Origin of the sequence: Devosia sp. ZW T5_3 (assembly GCF_044987315.1) — a bacterium.
Classification (GTDB): domain Bacteria; phylum Pseudomonadota; class Alphaproteobacteria; order Rhizobiales; family Devosiaceae; genus Devosia.
Genome location: NZ_JBJDRE010000014.1, coordinates 1 through 18,506, shown reverse-complemented (window position 1 = coordinate 18,506; position 18,506 = coordinate 1). Strand labels below are relative to the sequence as shown.

General features: G+C 62.7%; 16 protein-coding genes. 11 read left to right on the top strand and 5 right to left on the bottom strand.

Going from position 1 to position 18,506, the window contains the following annotated elements:
- Nucleotides 1–75: 75 nt before the first annotated feature.
- The 6 genes from ACI3KW_RS16985 (at nt 76) to ACI3KW_RS16960 (ending at nt 7,183) form a co-directional block, all read left to right on the top strand.
- A complete protein-coding gene (locus ACI3KW_RS16985; protein ID WP_262168775.1) occupies nt 76–2,001 on the top strand; it encodes an ABC transporter substrate-binding protein in 1,926 nt (641 codons plus the stop codon).
- 210 nt (nt 2,002–2,211) lie between these two features.
- On the top strand, nt 2,212–3,216 hold the full coding sequence (locus tag ACI3KW_RS16980; RefSeq protein ID WP_113120249.1) for an ABC transporter permease: 1,005 nt from the start codon (nt 2,212–2,214) through the stop codon (nt 3,214–3,216).
- Between the two features lie 6 nt (nt 3,217–3,222).
- The gene (locus ACI3KW_RS16975) at nt 3,223–4,080 is read left to right on the top strand and encodes an ABC transporter permease (RefSeq protein ID WP_113120250.1); all 858 of its coding nucleotides are present in this window, start codon (nt 3,223–3,225) and stop codon (nt 4,078–4,080) included.
- A 2-nt stretch (nt 4,081–4,082) separates the two neighbouring features.
- Nucleotides 4,083–5,111: an ABC transporter ATP-binding protein gene (locus ACI3KW_RS16970; protein WP_113120264.1), complete on the top strand. Its 1,029-nt coding sequence runs from the start codon at nt 4,083–4,085 to the stop codon at nt 5,109–5,111.
- Entirely contained in the window at nt 5,108–6,028 is a 921-nt protein-coding gene (locus ACI3KW_RS16965; protein WP_404849073.1) for an ABC transporter ATP-binding protein, read from the top strand. The genes ACI3KW_RS16970 and ACI3KW_RS16965 overlap by 4 nt, the downstream gene beginning before the upstream one ends.
- Before the next feature lie 204 nt (nt 6,029–6,232).
- Nucleotides 6,233–7,183 (top strand): hypothetical protein, encoded by a 951-nt coding sequence (locus ACI3KW_RS16960; RefSeq protein ID WP_404849072.1) that lies wholly within the window; start codon nt 6,233–6,235, stop codon nt 7,181–7,183.
- A gap of 99 nt (nt 7,184–7,282) precedes the next feature.
- Here the strand turns inward: ACI3KW_RS16960 and ACI3KW_RS16955 are convergent, their stop codons facing one another.
- The 4 genes from ACI3KW_RS16955 to ACI3KW_RS16940 all read right to left on the bottom strand — a co-directional run bounded on the left by ACI3KW_RS16955 (nt 7,283) and on the right by ACI3KW_RS16940 (nt 11,794).
- On the bottom strand, nt 7,283–7,798 hold the full coding sequence (locus ACI3KW_RS16955) for a GNAT family N-acetyltransferase (RefSeq protein WP_404849071.1): 516 nt from the start codon (nt 7,796–7,798) through the stop codon (nt 7,283–7,285).
- Nucleotides 7,799–7,878: 80 nt separating this feature from the next.
- On the bottom strand, nt 7,879–8,979 hold the full coding sequence (locus ACI3KW_RS16950; RefSeq protein ID WP_404849070.1) for a M24 family metallopeptidase: 1,101 nt from the start codon (nt 8,977–8,979) through the stop codon (nt 7,879–7,881).
- Between the two features lie 397 nt (nt 8,980–9,376).
- On the bottom strand, nt 9,377–10,966 hold the full coding sequence (locus ACI3KW_RS16945) for an ABC transporter substrate-binding protein (RefSeq protein WP_404849069.1): 1,590 nt from the start codon (nt 10,964–10,966) through the stop codon (nt 9,377–9,379).
- A gap of 162 nt (nt 10,967–11,128) precedes the next feature.
- A complete protein-coding gene (locus ACI3KW_RS16940) occupies nt 11,129–11,794 on the bottom strand; it encodes a helix-turn-helix domain-containing protein (RefSeq protein ID WP_404849068.1) in 666 nt (221 codons plus the stop codon).
- Nucleotides 11,795–11,934: 140 nt separating this feature from the next.
- Here ACI3KW_RS16940 and ACI3KW_RS16935 point away from each other — a divergent pair, with 140 nt between their 5' ends.
- From ACI3KW_RS16935 to ACI3KW_RS16915, 5 genes are all read left to right on the top strand, one after another.
- Nucleotides 11,935–13,011: an ABC transporter permease gene (locus tag ACI3KW_RS16935; RefSeq protein ID WP_404849185.1), complete on the top strand. Its 1,077-nt coding sequence runs from the start codon at nt 11,935–11,937 to the stop codon at nt 13,009–13,011.
- Nucleotides 13,011–13,913 carry an ABC transporter permease gene (locus ACI3KW_RS16930; RefSeq protein WP_404849067.1) on the top strand — a complete coding sequence of 301 codons (903 nt, stop codon included), beginning with the start codon at nt 13,011–13,013 and terminating at the stop codon, nt 13,911–13,913. The genes ACI3KW_RS16935 and ACI3KW_RS16930 overlap by 1 nt, the downstream gene beginning before the upstream one ends.
- Entirely contained in the window at nt 13,913–14,746 is an 834-nt protein-coding gene (locus ACI3KW_RS16925) for an ABC transporter ATP-binding protein (protein WP_404849066.1), read from the top strand. The genes ACI3KW_RS16930 and ACI3KW_RS16925 overlap by 1 nt, the downstream gene beginning before the upstream one ends.
- Entirely contained in the window at nt 14,743–15,489 is a 747-nt protein-coding gene (locus ACI3KW_RS16920) for an ABC transporter ATP-binding protein (RefSeq protein WP_404849065.1), read from the top strand. The genes ACI3KW_RS16925 and ACI3KW_RS16920 overlap by 4 nt, the downstream gene beginning before the upstream one ends.
- Nucleotides 15,490–15,714: 225 nt before the next feature.
- A complete protein-coding gene (locus ACI3KW_RS16915) occupies nt 15,715–16,209 on the top strand; it encodes a GAF domain-containing protein (protein WP_404849064.1) in 495 nt (164 codons plus the stop codon).
- Nucleotides 16,210–16,679: 470 nt separating this feature from the next.
- On the opposite strand, the gene ACI3KW_RS16910 is transcribed toward ACI3KW_RS16915, so the two are convergent.
- Nucleotides 16,680–18,506 (bottom strand): L-glutamate gamma-semialdehyde dehydrogenase (locus ACI3KW_RS16910; protein ID WP_404849063.1); only part of this gene is annotated, 1,827 nt, incomplete at its 5' end.

The following is an 18,506-nucleotide window of genomic DNA, read 5'->3' as shown; positions in this document are numbered from 1 at the left end:
CCGGAGGGCGCCAAGTTGGAATGCTGGAGGCATTTCAGCCGACGTGCTGGAGGGCACGCCACAAGGGAGGATCAAATGGATAGACGTAGCTTTATGATGGGTACGGCAGTCAGCGCATTGCTGCTGGCGAGCAAGGGCCTGGCCTTCGCACAAGAGGCCGAAGGCGTAGCGCCGGACCTCGCGCAATTCCCGCGCAACGAGACTGTCATCGTGCACAACCCAGAGGGGATCATCCGTAATCCGGGTTGGTTCAATCCATGGGTTGTCGGCGCCGGCAATGGCACCAGCAATGGCTTGCACCAGCTGACCACCGATACGCTCTGGCTGATCGATCCCGATGCCGGCGTGGCGGGCGCGAGCGAGAACGCCATCTACAATTCGCTGGCCGACGATCTCTGGCAGTATAATGACGATTTCACGGAAATGACCGTGAAGCTGAAACAGGGCATCACCTGGAGCGATGGCGTCGATTTCACCGCCGACGACGTGGTCTATACCGTCGAAAAGCAGAAGGCGACGCCCGGCACCCCGTTCAATGGCGCGTTTACCGCGCAGGTCGCTTCGGTGGAAGCAACCGACCCCTATACCGTTCACTTCAAGCTCAACGCCTCCAATTCGCGCTTCCACACGCTGTTCTCGGTGCGCTGGACCGGCGCCTGGATCATGCCCAAGCATGTATTCGAGAAGGTCGAGGACATTCTCAGCTTCGACAACAATCCGCCGGTGAGCCTGGGGCCGTATACGCTGCATTCGTTCGATCCGAACGGCACCTGGTATATCTGGGAAAAGCGCGCCGATTGGGAAAAGACCGCGCTGGGCATGGTGGGCGAGCCCAAGCCGCGCTTCATCATCTATCGCAACAACATGTCCCCGGATAACCGGCTGATCGAGATGCGCAATGGCAATCTCGACATGGTGCATGACTTGACCCCGGAAGCCACATTCTCGGTGGTGGCGCAGGACCCGCAGATCAAGGGTTGGTTCCCCGGCTTCCCCTATGCCCATCCCGATCCGACGCTGGTGATGGCGATCTTCAACCTGCAGAACCCCAAGTTCCAGGACAAGCGCGTGCGCTGGGCCCTGACGCTGATGCTCGATGCACGGGCCATGTCGATGGCCAGCTATCGCGGCGCTGCGACGCTATCGGCGATTTCGGTGCCGCCAACCGGCACCCATCCGCGCGACTATCACGGGCCGTTGCAGGAATTTCTCACCAATTACGAGATCGACACCGGCACCAGCAAGGTCAAGCCATACGACCCCGAAGTCGGGCTGCAGATCGCCGAGATGGTTCGCCCGCAATTCGGCGACGCCGTGCCGAGCGACGAAACCGCCATCCGCAATGCCTTTGGCTATGGCTGGTGGAAGCAGAATATCCCGGCGGCCGAAGAACTGCTGACCGCTGCCGGCTTCACCAAGAACGGCAACCAGTGGACGCAGCCGGATGGCCAGCCTTTCACCTTCTCGGTGATGGTGCCGACCGATGGCGTGGTCAACCGGCTGGGCTCGATCATTGCCCAGACCTGGGCGCAGAATGGCGTGCAGGCACAGGTGGAAGCGGCCTCGGATACCTGGGATCGTCAACGCGTCGGCAATTACGAAGTCAACATTGCCTGGGCGGTGGAAACCTGGGGCGGTCACCCCGACCTCAGCTTCTTCCTCGACAGCTATCATTCCGATTACGTGGTTGAGCCCGGCGCCTCGCAGCCCGACCGCAACTGGATGCGCTGGAAGGATCCGCGGCTCGACGAAATCATCGAGAAAATCCGTGGCATCGACTTCAATGATCCCAAGGGGATCGAATATGGCACGGACTTCGTCAAGCTCCACCTCGAGGAGATGCCGAACATTCCGATCATGGCCTATAACGTGTTCTCGCTCCAATCGACCCGCTACTGGACCGGCTGGCCGAACGCGGAAAACAACTACGCCAATCCGGTGACCAATTGGTCGAACGGGCGGTACATCTTCACCCAGATCACGCCTGCTACAGGCGCGTAAGAGCCTCCCCGGTGGCTCGGCCTACGGGCCGGGCCGCATGGGGATGAATGTGTGGACGCGAGTCTCGGTTGGGATGAGGGGCTTCTTTCTGCACTTCTGGCATGAGCGAGCGCAGAACCCCTCACCCTGATTTTCTGCTGAACGCAGAAAATCTGTCCCTCTCCCTCAAGGGGCGAGGGGAAGAAAGGGCCGAGGTCGCGAGGTAAATATATGAACACTTATCTATGGTTTGTCGGCAAGCGCATCCTGCAATTGCTTGCGGTTATCTTTTGCGGGGTTTCGGCGACGTTTCTGGTGACGCATCTGTCCCCGATCGATCCGGTGGAACAGGTGCTGGGACGATTGTCAGCCCGCTCGAACCTGTCGCCCGAGGCCATCGCCTCGACCCGCGCGGCGCTGACCGAGCTCTATGGCACCGGGCAGCCGATCGTGACCCAGTACTTCAATTTCTGGGCGCGCCTGCTGCGCGGCGATCTGGGCCCCTCGCTATTGGCCTTCCCTACCCCGTCGATGGAACTGGTCGCCCGCGCCCTGCCCTGGACGCTGGGGCTGTTGACCACCTCGACGCTGATCACCTTCATCATCGGCAATCTGTTTGGCGCGCTGGCGGGCTATAATCCCGATAACCGGTTTTTCCAGGCGTTCGGCATCGTCGCCATCGCCGTCCAGCCGATCCCCTATTATGTCGTGGCCTTCATCCTCTTGGTCATTTTCGGCTTTCTATGGCCGGTGCTGCCCATTTCCGGCGGCTTTGCCATGGATGTGCGGCCGGGAATGACGCTGACCTATATCGGCTCGATCCTGCAGCACTCCATCCTGCCGGCGCTGTCGCTGGTGCTGGTCGGGTTTGGCGGCTGGTTCCTGGGCATGCGGGCGCTGGTGTCCAATATCGTCAACGACGATTACGTGACCTATGCCGAACTGGGCGGAGTGAGCCGCCGGACCATTGTGGACGCCTATATCATCCGCAACGCCATGGTGCCGCAGCTGACGGCACTGGCCATGGCGCTGGGCGGGGTGTTTTCGGGCACCGTCATCACCGAGCAGGTGTTCAACTATCCCGGCATCGGCTCGCTGCTGATCGATGGGGTGAACTATGGCGATTATTCGCTGGTGCTGGCGGTATCGACCGTTTCGATCACCGCGGTGGCCCTGGCGATCTTCATCGTCGACCTGCTGCATCCTTTGCTCGATCCCCGCGTGCGGACGGAGTAGGCCCCTATGTTTGCAGTCTTTCGCGACCTCATCCGCTATAATCTGGAATTCACCATCGGGCTGATCCTCGTCGGGTTCGTGGTGATTTTCGCGGCGCTGAGCTTTTTTTCGCCGGTCGATCCCACGCTGATCTACATGACCGTGCCCGACCAGCCGCCCTCGCCCCAATATTGGTTCGGCACCAATTCGCGCGGACAGGACCTGTTCTGGCAGCTCTCCGCCGCGTTCAAGAACAGCCTGATCTTCGGCATTACCGTGGCCGTGCTGAGCCGCATCATCTCGATCGCCGTGGGCCTGCTGTCTGGCTATGCCGGCGGATGGGTCGACCGGGTGCTGATGTTCATCAACGACATCTTCGTGGCCGTGCCGATCTTTCCGATCCTGGTGCTGTTCTATTTCGTGCTGCGCAATAATCTGGACAGTTTCACGCTGGCACTGATCATGGCGTGTTTCGGCTGGCCGTTCGACGCGCGGTTGATCCGCTCGGTGGCGCTGGGCCTCAAGCATCGCGAATTCACCCGGCATGCGGTGTTTGCCGGCATGAGCACCCGCAAGGTGCTGCTGGAAGAGCATCTGCCCTATGTGATGCCGATCGTGTTCGCGACCTTCATGAACAACATGCTGTGGTCGATCGGGCTGGAAGTGACCATGGCGGTGCTGGGCTTCACCAATCTGAATAACCCCACTATCGGCACAGTGCTCTACTGGGCCAATTCCCACTCGGCCATGATGGTGGGCGTGTGGTGGTGGATCCTCATTCCGGTGGTGCTGATCGTCATCACCTTTATCGGGCTGTTCCTGCTGGCCATGTCGATGAACGAATATATCGACCCGCGCAGCCGCCTTCGCCGCATGGGAGCTTGATGATGGCCAATGAAATCCTGACCGTCGATGGGCTCAAGGCCTATTACCAGATGAACTATTACGGCGTGCAGCGCGAAGTGCGGGCCGTCGACGACATCACCATGAGCATCAAGCGCAACGAGGTTTATGGCATTGCGGGGGAAAGCTCGTCGGGCAAGACCTCGTTTATCAAGGTGCTGGCGGCGGCGATGCGGCCGCCGTTCCGGGTGGTGGCCGGCTCGGTCAAATATGACTTCAAGGGGCATCCGATCGATGTCGCCACGGCCAGCGACAAGCAGATCGAGGCGGTGCGCTGGAAGCATCTGAGCTACATCATGCAGGGCTCGATGAGCGTGCTGAACCCGGTGCGCCGGATTGGCAAGACGTTCGAGGATTTTGCGGCCAAGCCCCTGGGCCTGTCGGGCGATGCATTCAAGCAGCGGGTGATCGGGCATCTGGATCGGCTCAAGCTGTCGCCGGATGTGCTGCGGGCCTATCCGCATGAACTCTCGGGCGGCATGCGGCAGCGCGTGACCATTGGGCTGGCGACGGTATGCCACCCCGAATTCATCATTGCGGATGAGCCGACGACAGCGCTGGACGTTGTGGTGCAGAAGGAAGTGCTGAGCCTTATCCGCGATATTCAGAAAGAGATGGGCGCCTCGGTGGTGTTCGTGACGCATGACATGAGCGTGCATGCCAATGTCGCCGACCGCGTGGGCATTATCTATGCCGGGCGGCTGGTGGAGGAAGGGCCGACGCGCGAAATGTTCTTTGCGCCCAAGCATCCCTATACGGCGCATTTGGTGGCGAGCCTGCCGCGCATTGGCGATACGGCGCAGCGCCCGGCGCTGGAGGGGCGGCCGCCGAGCCTGGCGTCACCGCCGACGGGGTGCCGGTTTCATCCGCGGTGCCCGCTGGCCGTGGACAAGTGCAAGACCGACGTGCCGCCGATGGAAACGGTGGGCAAGGATCATCGCACCGCCTGCTGGCGCTGGCAGGATGTGGAGCCGCTGGTGGCGCCCCATGCAAGCCACGGGGTGATGGCATGAGCACGCTGCTGGATATCAACAATGTGTCCAAGCAATTCACCATGGGCGGGCTGTTGTCGCGCAAGGTGGTCAATGCCGTGGAGGGTGCGAGCTTCTCGCTGAGCGTCGAGAAGCCCGAGATTTTCACCATTATCGGGGAAAGCGGGTCGGGCAAGACCACGTTGGCGCGCATGATCCTGGGGCTGGAATTGCCCAGCACTGGCACGATCAGCTTTCGCGGCAAGACGGTGAGCGCCAAGGTGAGCCGGGCCGAGCGGCTCGACTTCATGGCCAATGTGCAGCCGGTGTTCCAGAACCCGTTCGAGGCGTTCAACCCGCTCAAGCGGATCGATCGGTATCTGGAATCCACGGCGCGGCGGTTTTTGAAGCTGCGGGACCGGACCGAGCTCGACCGGGCGATGGACGGGGCGCTGCAGAAGGTGGGGCTGAGCCTCGCCGAAGTGAAGGGGCGCTATCCCCATGAAATGAGCGGCGGGCAACTCCAGCGCGCGGCCATTGCGCGGGCGCTGATCCCCAATCCGCCGCTGCTGATTGCGGACGAGCCGGTGTCCATGGTGGATGCCAGCCTGCGCATGAGCATCGTCAACCTGCTCAAGAGCCTGCGGGATGATCTGAAGGTTTCGGTGATCTACATCACCCACGATCTGGCGACGGCGTATTACATTTCCAACCGCATCATCATCATGCAGCGCGGGCGGATCGTGGAGATGGGCGATGCGCGGACGGTGCTGGATAATCCCGAGCATCCCTATTCGCGGCTGCTCAAGGCCAGTGTGCTGAGCACTGAGGATGCGGGCGACGGGAAGCTAGCGACGGACCGGGAGATGGTGAGTCGCGCCAATGGCTTGGTGGGCGTTGGGGGTAGATTGGTTGATCGGCCGGATGGGCGGTCGGTGCGGGTTTATGAGGGGGTGTAGGGCCCTTCCCTTCTCCCCTGGTGGGAGAAGGTGCCCGAAGGGACACCGAATTCGCGGAGGCGAATTTCGGTTTGGGTTGCGCTCATAAGCATTGAAGCGATGGGCGAGCGCAGCACCCCTCACCCGCGAAAATCCGCTGAACGCGAATTTTCTATCCCTCTCCCACAAGGGGCGAGGGGTGATGACTGAAACACCGGAGGCAAAATGAGCGCACCAATCTACCGCGATCCGATCGCCGATGGGGCGGCTGATCCGACGGTTATTCGCAAGCAGGGTACCGATGAGTGGTGGATGTTTTACACCAACCGGCAGCCGGCGGCGGAGGGGCCGAATTTTACCTGGATCCATGGTTCGCCGATTGGGGTGGCGGTGAGCAGGGATGATGGGGCGAGCTGGCATTATCGCGGGACGGTGAAGGGGCTCGACGACCCCGCCGACGTGCCGGGCAAGAATACGCATTGGGCGCCGGAGGTGATCTGGGCCGAGGGCGAGTATCACATGTGGCTGAGCTATATCCCCGGCATACCGGACAATTGGCCGGGCGTGCCGCGGACGATCACGCATTTCACCAGCCCTGATCTCGAGACCTGGACGCGGGTGGGGCCGCTGACGCTCAATGGGCCGCGGGTGATCGATGCCTGTGTGCTCAAGTGCCCGGATGGGCTGTGGCGCATGTGGTACAAGGACGAGGATGCCGGCTCGAGCACGTGGAGCGCGGTGAGCACGGACCTTTATGCTTGGCGGCAGGAGGGGCTGGTGCTGCCCGGCTCGCCCGATGCACCGCCGCATGAGGGGCCCAATGTGTTCGTGCTGGGCGGCTGGCACTGGCTGATCGTCGACGAATGGCGCGGGCAAGGCGTGTACCGCTCCAAGGATGCGGTGAATTGGGAGCGGCAGGGGATCATCGGGGGCGAGCCGGGCTCCGATCCGATGGATATCCGCTTCCTGCGGCATGCCGATGTGGTCGTGGTGGGGGACCATGGGGCGCTATATTATTTTACGCATCCCGAATGGGACGAGCTGGCCGACAAGGCCGGGCCGCCGGATATGGCGGCCCGGAAGACGGCCGTGCATCACGGGCGGTTGAGCGTGGCGGATGATGTGCTGGTGTTTGAGCGGGATGTGGCCAAAGGCACGCCCCTGCTAAGGGCGTAGATCTTACGCAAAGCTCCGTCACCCTCCGATGCTCCGCAAGTTTAGAGCCCTCGGGTCAAGCCCGAGGATGACGGCCGGTGTTTGGCCAGAGCGATTGCGCTACCTCACGACCCGCTCCAGCAGGATCGGGGTGTGTTCGCCGTATTGGCCGCGGGCATATTCGGTGTAGCCCAGCTTGGCGGCCAGCTTGAGGGAGGGCGCGTTGTCAGGGTGGATCATGCAGACCGTGCGCGGCATGGTCCGGTCGGCCCAGGCGAGGACAGCGGTGAGGGCCTCCTGGGCGAGACCCTTGCCGTGATATTGCGGCAGCATGACCCAGCCGGCTTCCGGGGTGTCGCCGAAGGGCGCGACGACATTGCGGCGGAAGTCAGCGAGACCGAAATCGCCGACTACGGCGCCAGTCTGGCGCTCGGTGACGAGGAAATATCCGTAGTTCAGCACCTCCCAATGGCCGATATAGCGCAGGATGCGGGACCAGACTTCTTCTTGCGTACTCGGGCGGCCGCCGATGAAGCGGGTGACGTCTGGATCGGACCAGAGGGTGTAGCAGCCGGGGAAGTCTGCGGCGGTGTGGGCGCGCAGGATGAGGCGGTCAGTGGTGAGAATTGGGGGCATGAATACCTCACGGAAGGCCCCCTCACCCGGCGCTACGCGCCGACCTCTCCCCCAAAAGGAGAGGTGAGAAGGGCGCAAGTTCAGCCGGCGGCTACAGCGTTACGCGGCATGTCGGAGAGGATTTCGGCTACCCCATTGCGGATGATGACGATTTCCTCGAGGCGCAGGCCGAATTGGCCTTGCAGGTAGATGCCGGGCTCGATGGAGAAGACCATGCCTTCTTCCAGCACCGTCTCACTGGTGGCGGTGATGTAGGGCGTTTCATGGATATCGATGCCCAGGCCATGGCCGGTGCGGTGGAGGAAATTGGGGCCGTAGCCGGCTGATGTGATGACGTCGCGGGCGGCTTTGTCGACGGCGCTGGCTTTGACGCCGGGCTTGGCCGCGGCGATGGCGGCGGTGACGGCGTGGTCGAGGATGGAGTGGATCTGGCCGAAGCCTTCAGGGGCCGAGCCGAAGAAGCCGACGCGGGTCATGTCGGAGGGGTAGCCGTGGATGCGGCCGCCGATATCGATGAGGACGGCGTCACCGGATTTGAGCTGGGTGTCGCCCGTGTGGTGGTGCGGGAAGGCGCCGTTGGGGCCGAAGCAGACGCTGGTGAATTCGGGCGTGGCGCCATTGGCCTTGTAGAATTCGCGGATGGTATTGGCGACTTCAAGCTCGGTAATGCCGGGCTTGAGGGCGGCGAAGCCGGCTGCCATGGCCGCGTCGTTGAGGACGGCTGACGTCTTGAGGGCGGTGTATTCGGCTTCGTCCTTGCGGGAGCGGAGATAGCCGACTGTGTCATTGGTGAAGCGGCGGCTGGCGCCGGGCAGCGCATCGAGGACGAGGAGCGCGAAATCGGCCCGCATGGTTTCGTCGAGGACGATGGACGGGCTGATGCGCGGAACGCCGGTGGCGTTGAGCAGGTCCTGCAGGGCGGCATCGGGACCGTCAGCGTCGGTCCAGGGGAAGAAGGGCAAATCGGTGTGCTGGCGGGCGCTATCGGCATTGAGCGCGGGCATGAGGAAGCCGGCGAAGGTTTGCGAGATGAGTAGCAGGACGGGGCGCTCGTCACCGTGGGGGGAGAGATCGGCCAGGTAGAGCATGTGGCTGGAGGGGCCGATGGCGACCAGGTCGGTATTGGTGGCGGCCATGATGGCGCGGAGATTGGCGAGGCGGGTGGTGAGGGTGGGATTCATGTTGGGCTCGTGGTTTTGAGTTTTTGTGGGGGTACCCCCTCCTAGCCTCCCCCTGATAGGGGGAGGGATCGCCCTGTGCTTGTGACGCGATGTGGTCCCAAGAGTGGAGAGATCCCTCCCCCCTATCAGGGGGAGGCTAGGAGGGGGTATCCGGGGCATCGAGTATGCGGAAGCATACCCCCACCCTGCTCGATTACGGATTTAGCTGAAGCTAAATCCTATCTCGCTTCCCTCCCCACAAGGGGGAGGGTGAAGCCGGTGGATCGGGACGATAATGCCCGTCAACTTTCCCTCAGTGTCATTCCCGCGACATCGGGAATGACATTGTGGTGGATATTTGGGAGCCGGGCTTGGGCCCGGCTCCCGTTCGCGGCGGCATGGCAGGGCCGCTGCGGGATTACTGCTTCGTCACGAGACGGTAGTAGACGAAGTCCGACGTGGCGCCGTTGACGTAGCCGTTGACGGCGTTGGCCATGGCGACCTGGTAGGTGGCCTGGAACATGATGACGATGGGCGAGGTTTCCTGCACCTGCTTCTGCAGGTCAACATAGAGCTCGTTGCGCTTGGCCTGATCGGGTTCGGCCAGGGCGGCGGTCACTTCGTCGTTCATTTCCTGGGGCACGGCCCAGGCATTGCGCCAGGTGGTGGTGGCGGCGTAGGCGTCGTCGGCATTGTTCGAATTGTAGGCGAAGGCCTTGGCGTTGGAATGGGGGTCCATGAAGTCGGGGCCCCAATAGAGCAGCATGGCCTGGTGGGTGCGCTCACGATATTTGGTGATGACCTGAGCGCCGGTGCCGGGCAGGATTTCGAAATTGATACCGGCTTCGGCGAAGGATGCCTGCAAGGACTGGGCGATATCGGTGAACGGGGTCGAGTTGATCACGTCCAGCGTCACGGTGATGGGGGTCTTGATACCCGCATCGGCCAGGATCTGCTTGGCCTTTTCGACGTCGAGGCTATAGGGGGTTTCGTCATAGGAGCCGGGGAAGCCCTTGGGCCAGAAGGCCTGGTGCTTTTCCATTTGGCCAGCGAGGAAGGATTTGGTCATCCCATCGTAGTCGACGAGATAACGGGCGGCTTCCCACACGGCTGGCGGAGTGAGGGCTTCGTCCTTCTGGTTGAAGGAGAGGAAGTGCACGGCCGCCTGGGGGAAGGTTTCGACCTTGACGCTGTCGGCAGGCAGGCTGCCGATCTGGTCGGGGGTGAGGTTCTTGGCGATATCGACGTCGCCCGAGGTCAGCAGGAGCTGCTGGGTGGCGGCTTCGGCGACGTGACGGATGATCACCGTCTTCATGGCCGGGGCGCCCTTGAAGTAGTTGGCATTGGCGGTGAGGCGGATGATTTCGGCGGGACGGTAATCGGCCAGCACGAAGGGGCCCGAACCGGCCGAATTGGTGTTGAGCCAGGCATTGCCCATATCGCCATCGACCTCATTGGCCATGACGGTGACTTCGTCGACGACCGACGCGGGCCGAGCAGCCAGCACGTTGAGCACGAAGGCGGAGGAGAAATCGCCGTCATACTTCACGACCACCTTGCCATCGGCCACTGTGACCATGTCGGCGATGTTTTCCGGGGTCCAGCCGAGCTGGGTCAGGATGAAGGCCGGGGTCTTGTTCAGCTTGATGACGCGGGAGAAGGAGAACACCACGTCTTCGGGGCGAACCGGATTGCCCGAGGAAAAGGTGACGCCATCGCGCAGGGTGAAGGTGATGGTCTTGGCAGCGTCGTCGGCAACCCATTCGGTGGCGAGGCCGGGCGCGAGGACAGTGGTGTCCTCGGCGTCGTATTGCACGAGGCGATCATAGAGATTGGTATTGAGCTCGCCCGAGGTGAACTCATAGGCCTGGGCCGGATCGATAGCGACGATATCGTCGATATTCTGGGCGACGACGAGAGCGTCGGCAGGCGTGGCAGCGAAGGCAGCGGTGCCGGCCAGCGGCAGCGTCAGCGCAGTAGCAAGTAAGGCGGCAGTAAACAGTCTCATCAGCGTTTCTCCTGTTATTAGCGGGGTGTCGAGTTTCAGGCGATGGCTGGCTGCAAATGGCAAATTCCTGCGCTTCCGGTGCTCACGTACCCAAACGTACGCTCCGCTCCGGTTCTCGAAATTCACCATTTTCGCTTCGCCCTCACCTGAATCTCGACACTCCTATTTGACCAATTTCTTTTGTTTCATCGGCTTGGATTTGCCGGTTTTCGGCTTCGCCGACGGCTGGCGGGAAGGCTTGGCCGTCGAGCGGAAGAGGGTGAGCGTGCCGGTCCAGAGCAGGCGCGCGGGCTGGTCGGTGTGGTTGGACCAAGAATGAGGGCGGTTGCCGCGGAAGTGCAGGCTATCGCCGGCGCTCATCACCATTTCCTCGCCTTCGAGGCGCTGGGTGATGGAGCCTTCGAGCACGTAGAGGATTTCCTCGCCCTCATGCGCCACGGTTTCCGAACGGTAGCCGGGCGGCACCGTCATGATGAAGCTGGAGAGCATGTTGCCCGGGAAATCGGCGCCCAGCCGTTCGTAGATGATGGAGGAGCCATCGACCGAAAAGCGGTTGCGCTCACTGGCGCGGGTAAGGGCATTATCGGCGCTGGGGGCGGAGACGAAATAGTCGATGCCGACGCCCAAAGCGCGGGCGATCTGCGCCAGGGTGCCCAGGGATGGGGTGGAGTGATCGCGCTCGACCTGGCTGAGATAGCCGACCGAGACTTCGGCGGCGGTGCCGAGTTCCTGCAGAGTCATTTGCTGCTGGCGGCGACGGGCGCGAATGAGCGAGCCCACCTTGGGGTGCCCATCCAGATCAGACTTGGTCAGCGCGGTGCCTGCCATACGTCTCCACCATAATTTTTTTGATATAAGCAAAGTTTTCTGTATGGTGAAAGCGAAATGTGAAGCCCTTCACAGTCTGCAAGAGAATCCGCTTGCAGGCCTATTGCCTTGTTTTCTTTGGGGGATTTAGCCGCGTGAGCATGGAGCCGCAGATCGGGACAGCACCACCCTCCCCCAGCACCGGCGTTGGTGCAGGCAAGCGTTGGGGGCGCAGGGCGCAGGCTGTGGCCAGCTTTGTGATCACGATTTTCCTCACCTTTTTGGGGCTGCTGGCGATCACCTTCTTCATCGGACGGGTGATCCCGATCGATCCGGTGCTGGCGGTGGTGGGCGACCGGGCGAGCAAGGCGGTGTATGAGGCGGCGCGGCTATCCATGGGGCTGGACCAGCCGCTTTATGTGCAGTTCGTGCAATATGTCGGCAATGTGCTGAGCGGCAATTTCGGCATGTCGGTTTCGACCGGGCGGCCGGTGATTGCCGATATCAGCCGATTTTTCCCGGCCACGCTGGAAATGGCGACGATCGGCATTCTGATCGGGGTGGCGCTGGGCGTGCCGCTTGGGGTGATCGCGGCGAGCCGGCAGGGCAGTTGGCTAGACCAGATTATCCGCGTCGTCGGGCTGCTGGGCTATTCCGTGCCGGCCTTCTGGCTGGGGCTGGTGGGACTGGCGCTGTTTTACGCCCGGCTGCGCTGGGTTGGCGGGCCGGGGCGGCTGGATATTTTCTACGATGGCTTGGTGCCACCGGTAACCGGGTTGTTACTGATCGACAGCCTGATCGCGGGCGATATCGACATTTTCTGGAATGCGATCAATCACTTGCTGTTGCCCGCTGCGGTGCTGGGGTTCTTTAGTCTGGCCTATATTGCGCGCATGACGCGCAGCTTCATGCTGGATCAGTTGAGCCAGGAATTCGTGACCACGGCGCGCGTCAAGGGCGTGCCGGAGCGGGTGGTGATCTGGCGGCATGCATTCAACCCGATAAGGGTTCCGCTGATCACGGTGATTGCGCTGAGCTATGCGGCGCTGCTGGAAGGCTCGGTGATGATCGAGACGGTGTTCTCCTGGCCGGGGATCGGCAATTACCTGACCACGGCGCTGCTGAATGCCGACATGAACGCGGTGCTCGGCGCGACGCTGGTGATCGGGGCGGTGTTCATTTTCATCAACAAGGTCTCGGACGTTTTGTACCGGGTGCTGGATCCGAGGGCACGCTGATGAGTTCAACACGCGACTGGTTGCTTGAAGATTCCCCGACCTCGCGCTGGCAGGCCAATGCCGGGCGGGCGTATCGGGTGTTTACCGCGCTACTGCGCAATCCCCTGTCCGTGGTGGGCGGGGTGATCATCCTCGTACTGGTGCTGACGGCGATCTTTGCGCCGTGGCTGGCCCCCTACTCCGCCACCGGGCAGGATTTGGCGAACCGGCTGGCACCGCCGTCGGGTGCGCACTGGATGGGTACGGATGAATTGGGCCGCGATATCTTTTCGCGGGTGATCTGGGGCAGCCAGATTACGCTGACCATTGTGGGGCTGGTGGCGCTGATTTCGGCGCCGCTGGGCCTCTTGGTGGGCGCGGTATCGGGCTATTTCGGAGGGTGGGTGGACCGCATCCTGATGGGGTTCACCGATATCTTCTTGTCCATGCCCAAGCTGATCCTGGCGCTGGCCTTCGTTGCGGCGCTGGGGCCGGGCATCAACAATGCCATTATCGCCATCGCGATTACCTCGTGGCCGGCCTATGCGCGTATTGCACGGGCGGAGACGCTGACCATAAGGCATTCCGAGTTCATTGCCGCGGTGCAATTGCAGGGGGCTTCGCCGCTGCGGGTGATCGTGCAGCATATTCTGCCGCTGTGTACCTCTTCGATGATTATCCGCGTGACGCTGGATATGGCCGGGGTGATCCTGACCGCCGCGGGGCTGGGCTTTATCGGGCTGGGGGCGCAGCCGCCATTGCCGGAATGGGGCGCGATGATTTCGCGGGGGCGCACGTTTATTCTGGATCAGTGGTGGGTGGCGACCATGCCGGGCTTTGCCATCATCATTGTGAGCCTGGGCTTCTGTTTCCTGGGCGATGGCTTGCGCGATGTGCTTGACCCGAAAAGCGAGGGCAAGTGATGGCTCCGCTGCTGAAGGTTGAAAATCTACGCGTCAGCTTCCCCACCCATCGCGGGCGGGTTGAGGTGGTGAAGGGTATTTCGTTCGAGCTAGGGCGCGAGCGGCTGGGCATTGTGGGGGAGAGTGGCTCGGGCAAGTCGATGACGGGCCGGGCGATTCTCAAGCTGATCCGCAAGCCGGGGCTGGTGAGCGCGGACAAACTCGAATTCGAGGGGATCGATCTGACCGCGCAGAGCGAAAAGCAGATGCGCTCGGTGCGCGGGGCGCGCATTTCCATGGTGATGCAGGACCCCAAATATTCGCTGAACCCGGTGATGACGGTGGGCGAGCAGATCGCCGAGGCGCTGGTGACGCATCAGAAGCTGCCGCGGCGCGAAATCGAGGCGCGGATCATTTCCATGCTCGAGGCGGTGCGGATCAATGAGCCGCAGCGGGTGGCCAAGCTCTATCCGCATGAGGTGTCGGGCGGCATGGGGCAGCGCATCATGATTGCCATGATGCTGATCCCCGAGCCGGAACTGCTGATTGCGGACGAACCGACTTCGGCGCTGGATGTGAGCGTGCAGGCGCAGGTGCTCGATATCATCGATGATCTGGTGACGCGCAAGGGCATGGGGCTGATCCTGATCAGCCATGACCTCAATCTGGTCAGCCGCTATTGCGACCGGATTCTGGTGATGAATTCGGGGACTGTGGTGGAAGAATGCGCGGCGGGGGAATTGGCCAATGCCAAGCATCCCTATACGCGGGGGCTGCTGGCGGCGATGCCGACCATCAATGAGAGCCGGGACGAATTGCCGGTGCTCGACCGGACACAATGGGCGGGCACATGAACGCGATAGACCTCAAAAATCTCGATATTTCCTATGGCGACACCAAGGTGGTGCATGGGGTGAACCTGGCGATCGCGGAAGGCGAGAGCTTTGCGCTGGTGGGCGAGAGCGGCTCGGGCAAATCGACCATTTTGCGGGCCATTGCGGGGCTGGCGCCGGACTGGACGGGGGAGATCTCCGTGCTGGGGCGGACGCGCAGCCATGGGGTGGATCGCGCCGTGGCGAGGCAATGCCAGATGGTGTTTCAGGACCCGTATGGGTCGCTGCACCCGCGCAAGACGATTGACTCGGCGCTGACCGAACCGCTGGCCATTCATGGCCTGGGCAATCGGGATGAGCGGGTGGAGGCGATGTTGAAGGCCGTGGGGCTGGACCAGCGGTTCCGGTTCCGCTTTCCGCACCAATTGTCGGGCGGGCAGCGGCAGCGCGTGGCGATTGCGCGGGCGCTGATGCTGGAGCCCAAGGTGCTGCTGCTGGATGAGCCGACTTCGGCGTTGGACGTGAGCGTGCAGGCGGAGATTTTGAATCTGCTGAAGCGGCTGCGGCGGGAACAGGGGCTGACCTATCTGCTGGTGACGCACAATCTGTCGGTGGTGAGCTTTCTGTGTGATCGGCTGGCCGTGATGCGGCATGGGGGAATCGTGGAAGTGGCCGATGTGGAGCAGCTCAAGCATGGGCAGCTGGTGGAGGCCTATTCCAAGGAATTGCTGGCGGCGACGGAGGGGGCGAACCGGGCTGCTTGAGTGATCTGCGCCCTCCCCTAAGGGGAGGGATGATGAGGGGATGGGCGCCGGATATTCGGGCTCTCGTCACCCCCTCCTAGCCTCCCCCTGATAGGGGGAGGGACCGCCCGGTGGACGTCGGGCTTTGAGGCAAAACTGAAATACCCCCACCCCTAGCCCCTCCCCACAAGGGGGAGGGAGACGGGCCGGTGGGTCTGGATACATCGAAGACTAAGGACCAAAAGAATGACTGACTATTTTGCAGCTGTGGCGCGGTTTGATGCCGAGATTGCCGAGGCGAAGGGCGCTGAGCAGGCGTTCAAGGCGCTGCAGACGCTGACGCAAGAAATTGTGGGGGCAAAGCTGTTCACCTTCATGAGCGTGGACATGGCAAACGAGCTGTCGCGCCGGCTTTATACCAGCGATGCGGCCAATTATCCGACCTCGGGGACGAAGCCCCTGCATTACGACCACTGGTTCGATACGGTGCACAAGGCGCGGCAATATTTCATCGCCAACTCGATCGAGGCGATTGCCGAGGTGTTTCCGGACTATCCGCTGATCCAGTCGCTGGGGTGTGAATCGGTGGTCAATATGCCGGTGATTTTGGGCGGGGAGCTGGTGGGCACGCTCAATATGCTCGACGTGGCTGATTATTATACGCCCGAGCGGGTGGAGCTGATCCGGCGGTATATCGCGGTACCGGCGAAGCTGGCGGCTCTGGTGGCGGCTAAGGGGTAGGTTTTAGCGCTGCCGAGAGATTTGGCACCCTCGGAGGGAACTCCGGGGGTGTTTTTTGTGCTGTGTGCCCGCCAAACCCACGGTGTCATCCCCGCGAAAGCGGGGACCTCTGTTTCGGGGTGGAAGAGAAGGAAACGGAGGTTCCCGCTTTCGCGGGAATGACATTGTGGGAGGAATTGAGATTGAAGCATGGGAGGGCTTGCGCCATTCGAGCGTAGCTCTCATGGCCTTCTCTCCTCAAATCGCTCCACTGGAGCGATTTGCCCTGCGGGACGGATCGAAGCCCCTCACCCTGACCTTCCGCTGAACGCGTCAGGTCTGTCCCTCTCCCACAAGGGGCGAAGGGTGGCTCCGTGGGTTGCCTAGTCCGAGTAGACCTCATCCTGAGCTTGTCGAAGGATGGGGGTGTGGCGGGATGGTGCCACGACCTCGTGGTTCGACAGGCTCACCATGAGGTCTACTGGGATGCCCTACCCTGCTGACGCCATCAGGCTGGCATTGCCGCCGGCCGCCGTGGTGTCGATGCAGATGTGGCGTTCGAGTTGCAGGCGGGCGGTGTCGTTGGCGGAGGTCAGCAGCGGCAGGAGGGCGCCGTCGCGGGCGCTGAGGGCGATGCGGATGGCGCGCAGGTTGGGGTCGATGCCGAAATAGGCAATAGCCTGGAAGGTTGCGGCGTGGGCCAGGGCGTCGAGGTCGAGTTCGGACGTTAGGGCGATGCAGCCGGTGGCTTCGGCCATCTGGCGCTGGGCGGCGTGGTCGGCTTCGGTGGGGCCGAGGCAGAGCAGCGTGCCGCGGGGGGCCACGGTGAGCGTGTTACTTTCCCCGGTTGGGCCGGGGAGCGGGAGCGCGGCGGTTTGTGGATGGGCGTGGCCCAGCGTGAAGCGCGGCAGATAGTGGGGGCCGCCGGCTTTGGGGCCGGTGCCGGAGAGGCCTTCGCCGCCAAAGGGCTGGGAGCCGACGACGGCGCCGATCTGGTTGCGGTTGATGTAGATATTGCCGGCGTGAACCTGGGCCGAGACGGCGCGGACGCGCGATGAAATGCGGGTGTGCATGCCGAAGGTGAGGCCATAGCCCGAGCCATTGATGGCGGCGATGACGGAGTCGATATCGTCGGCCTTGAAGGTCGCGACATGAAGGACCGGGCCGAAGATTTCTTCGGGGATATCCTCGATGCCGGTGACGCGCAGGACGGTGGGCGGAACGAATGTGCCCTGCCCCCGCGCCTTCAAGCGATGAATCAACTTGCCGGCCTTGGTGAAGGCCATGACATGGTTTTCGATCTTTGTGCGGGCGGCTTCGTCGATGACGGGGCCGATATCATTGGCGAGGTCCCAGGGATTGCCCAGGGTGAGCTCGTCCATGGCGCCGGTGAGCATTTCGATCGTGCGGTCGGCGACGTCCTCCTGAACATAGAGGATGCGCAGGGCCGAGCAGCGCTGGCCGGCGGACTGGAAGGCAGAGGCGAGCACGTCGCGCACGGCCTGTTCGGGCAGCGCGGTGGAATCCACGATCATGGCGTTGAGGCCGCCGGTTTCGGCGATGAGCGGGGCGTCGGGGGCAAGGTTTGCCGCCATGGCGCGATCGATGCGGCGGGCGGTGGGGAGCGAGCCGGTGAAGGCGACGCCGGCAATGCGGGCATCGGACGTGAGCGCGGTGCCCACTTCGCCGGCGCCGGGGAGGAGCTGGATGGCGTCACGTGGGATGCCGGCCTCGTGCATCAATTGGATAGCGCGGTAGGCGATAAGCGGGGTTTGCGGGGCGGGCTTGGCGAGGACGGGATTGCCCGCGACCAGGGCCGCCGCGATCTGGCCGGTGAAGATGGCCAGCGGGAAATTCCACGGCGAGATGGCGGCGAAGGGGCCGCGCGGGGCAGCCAGCGGCTGCGCCTCGGCCTGCTCGGCATAGTAGCGCAGGAAATCGACAGCTTCGCGGAGCTCGGCGATGGAATCGGCCCAGGACTTGCCGGCTTCGCGGGCGAGGAGGGCGAAGAATTCGGCGGCGTTGGCCTCGTAGAGATCGGCGGTGGCGCGGAGGAGATTGGCGCGGGTGGTCGCCGGGGTTTGGGGCCAAGACGAGATGGCGGCGGCGGTTACGGCGGTGGTTACGTCGGCCGGGGTGGCGTTGGTGACGGTGCCGATCGTGTCGGTGAGGGTGGCGGGGTTGGTGAGGGTTACTGCATCGGAGTACCCCCTCCTAGTCTCCCCCTGATAGGGGGAGGAACTGGCCGGTGGCTGGGGGGCAAGCAGTGAGGCGGCGTGCCACTGGTGCGTCAAGAAGGCTTCGCGGGCGGCTTGCAT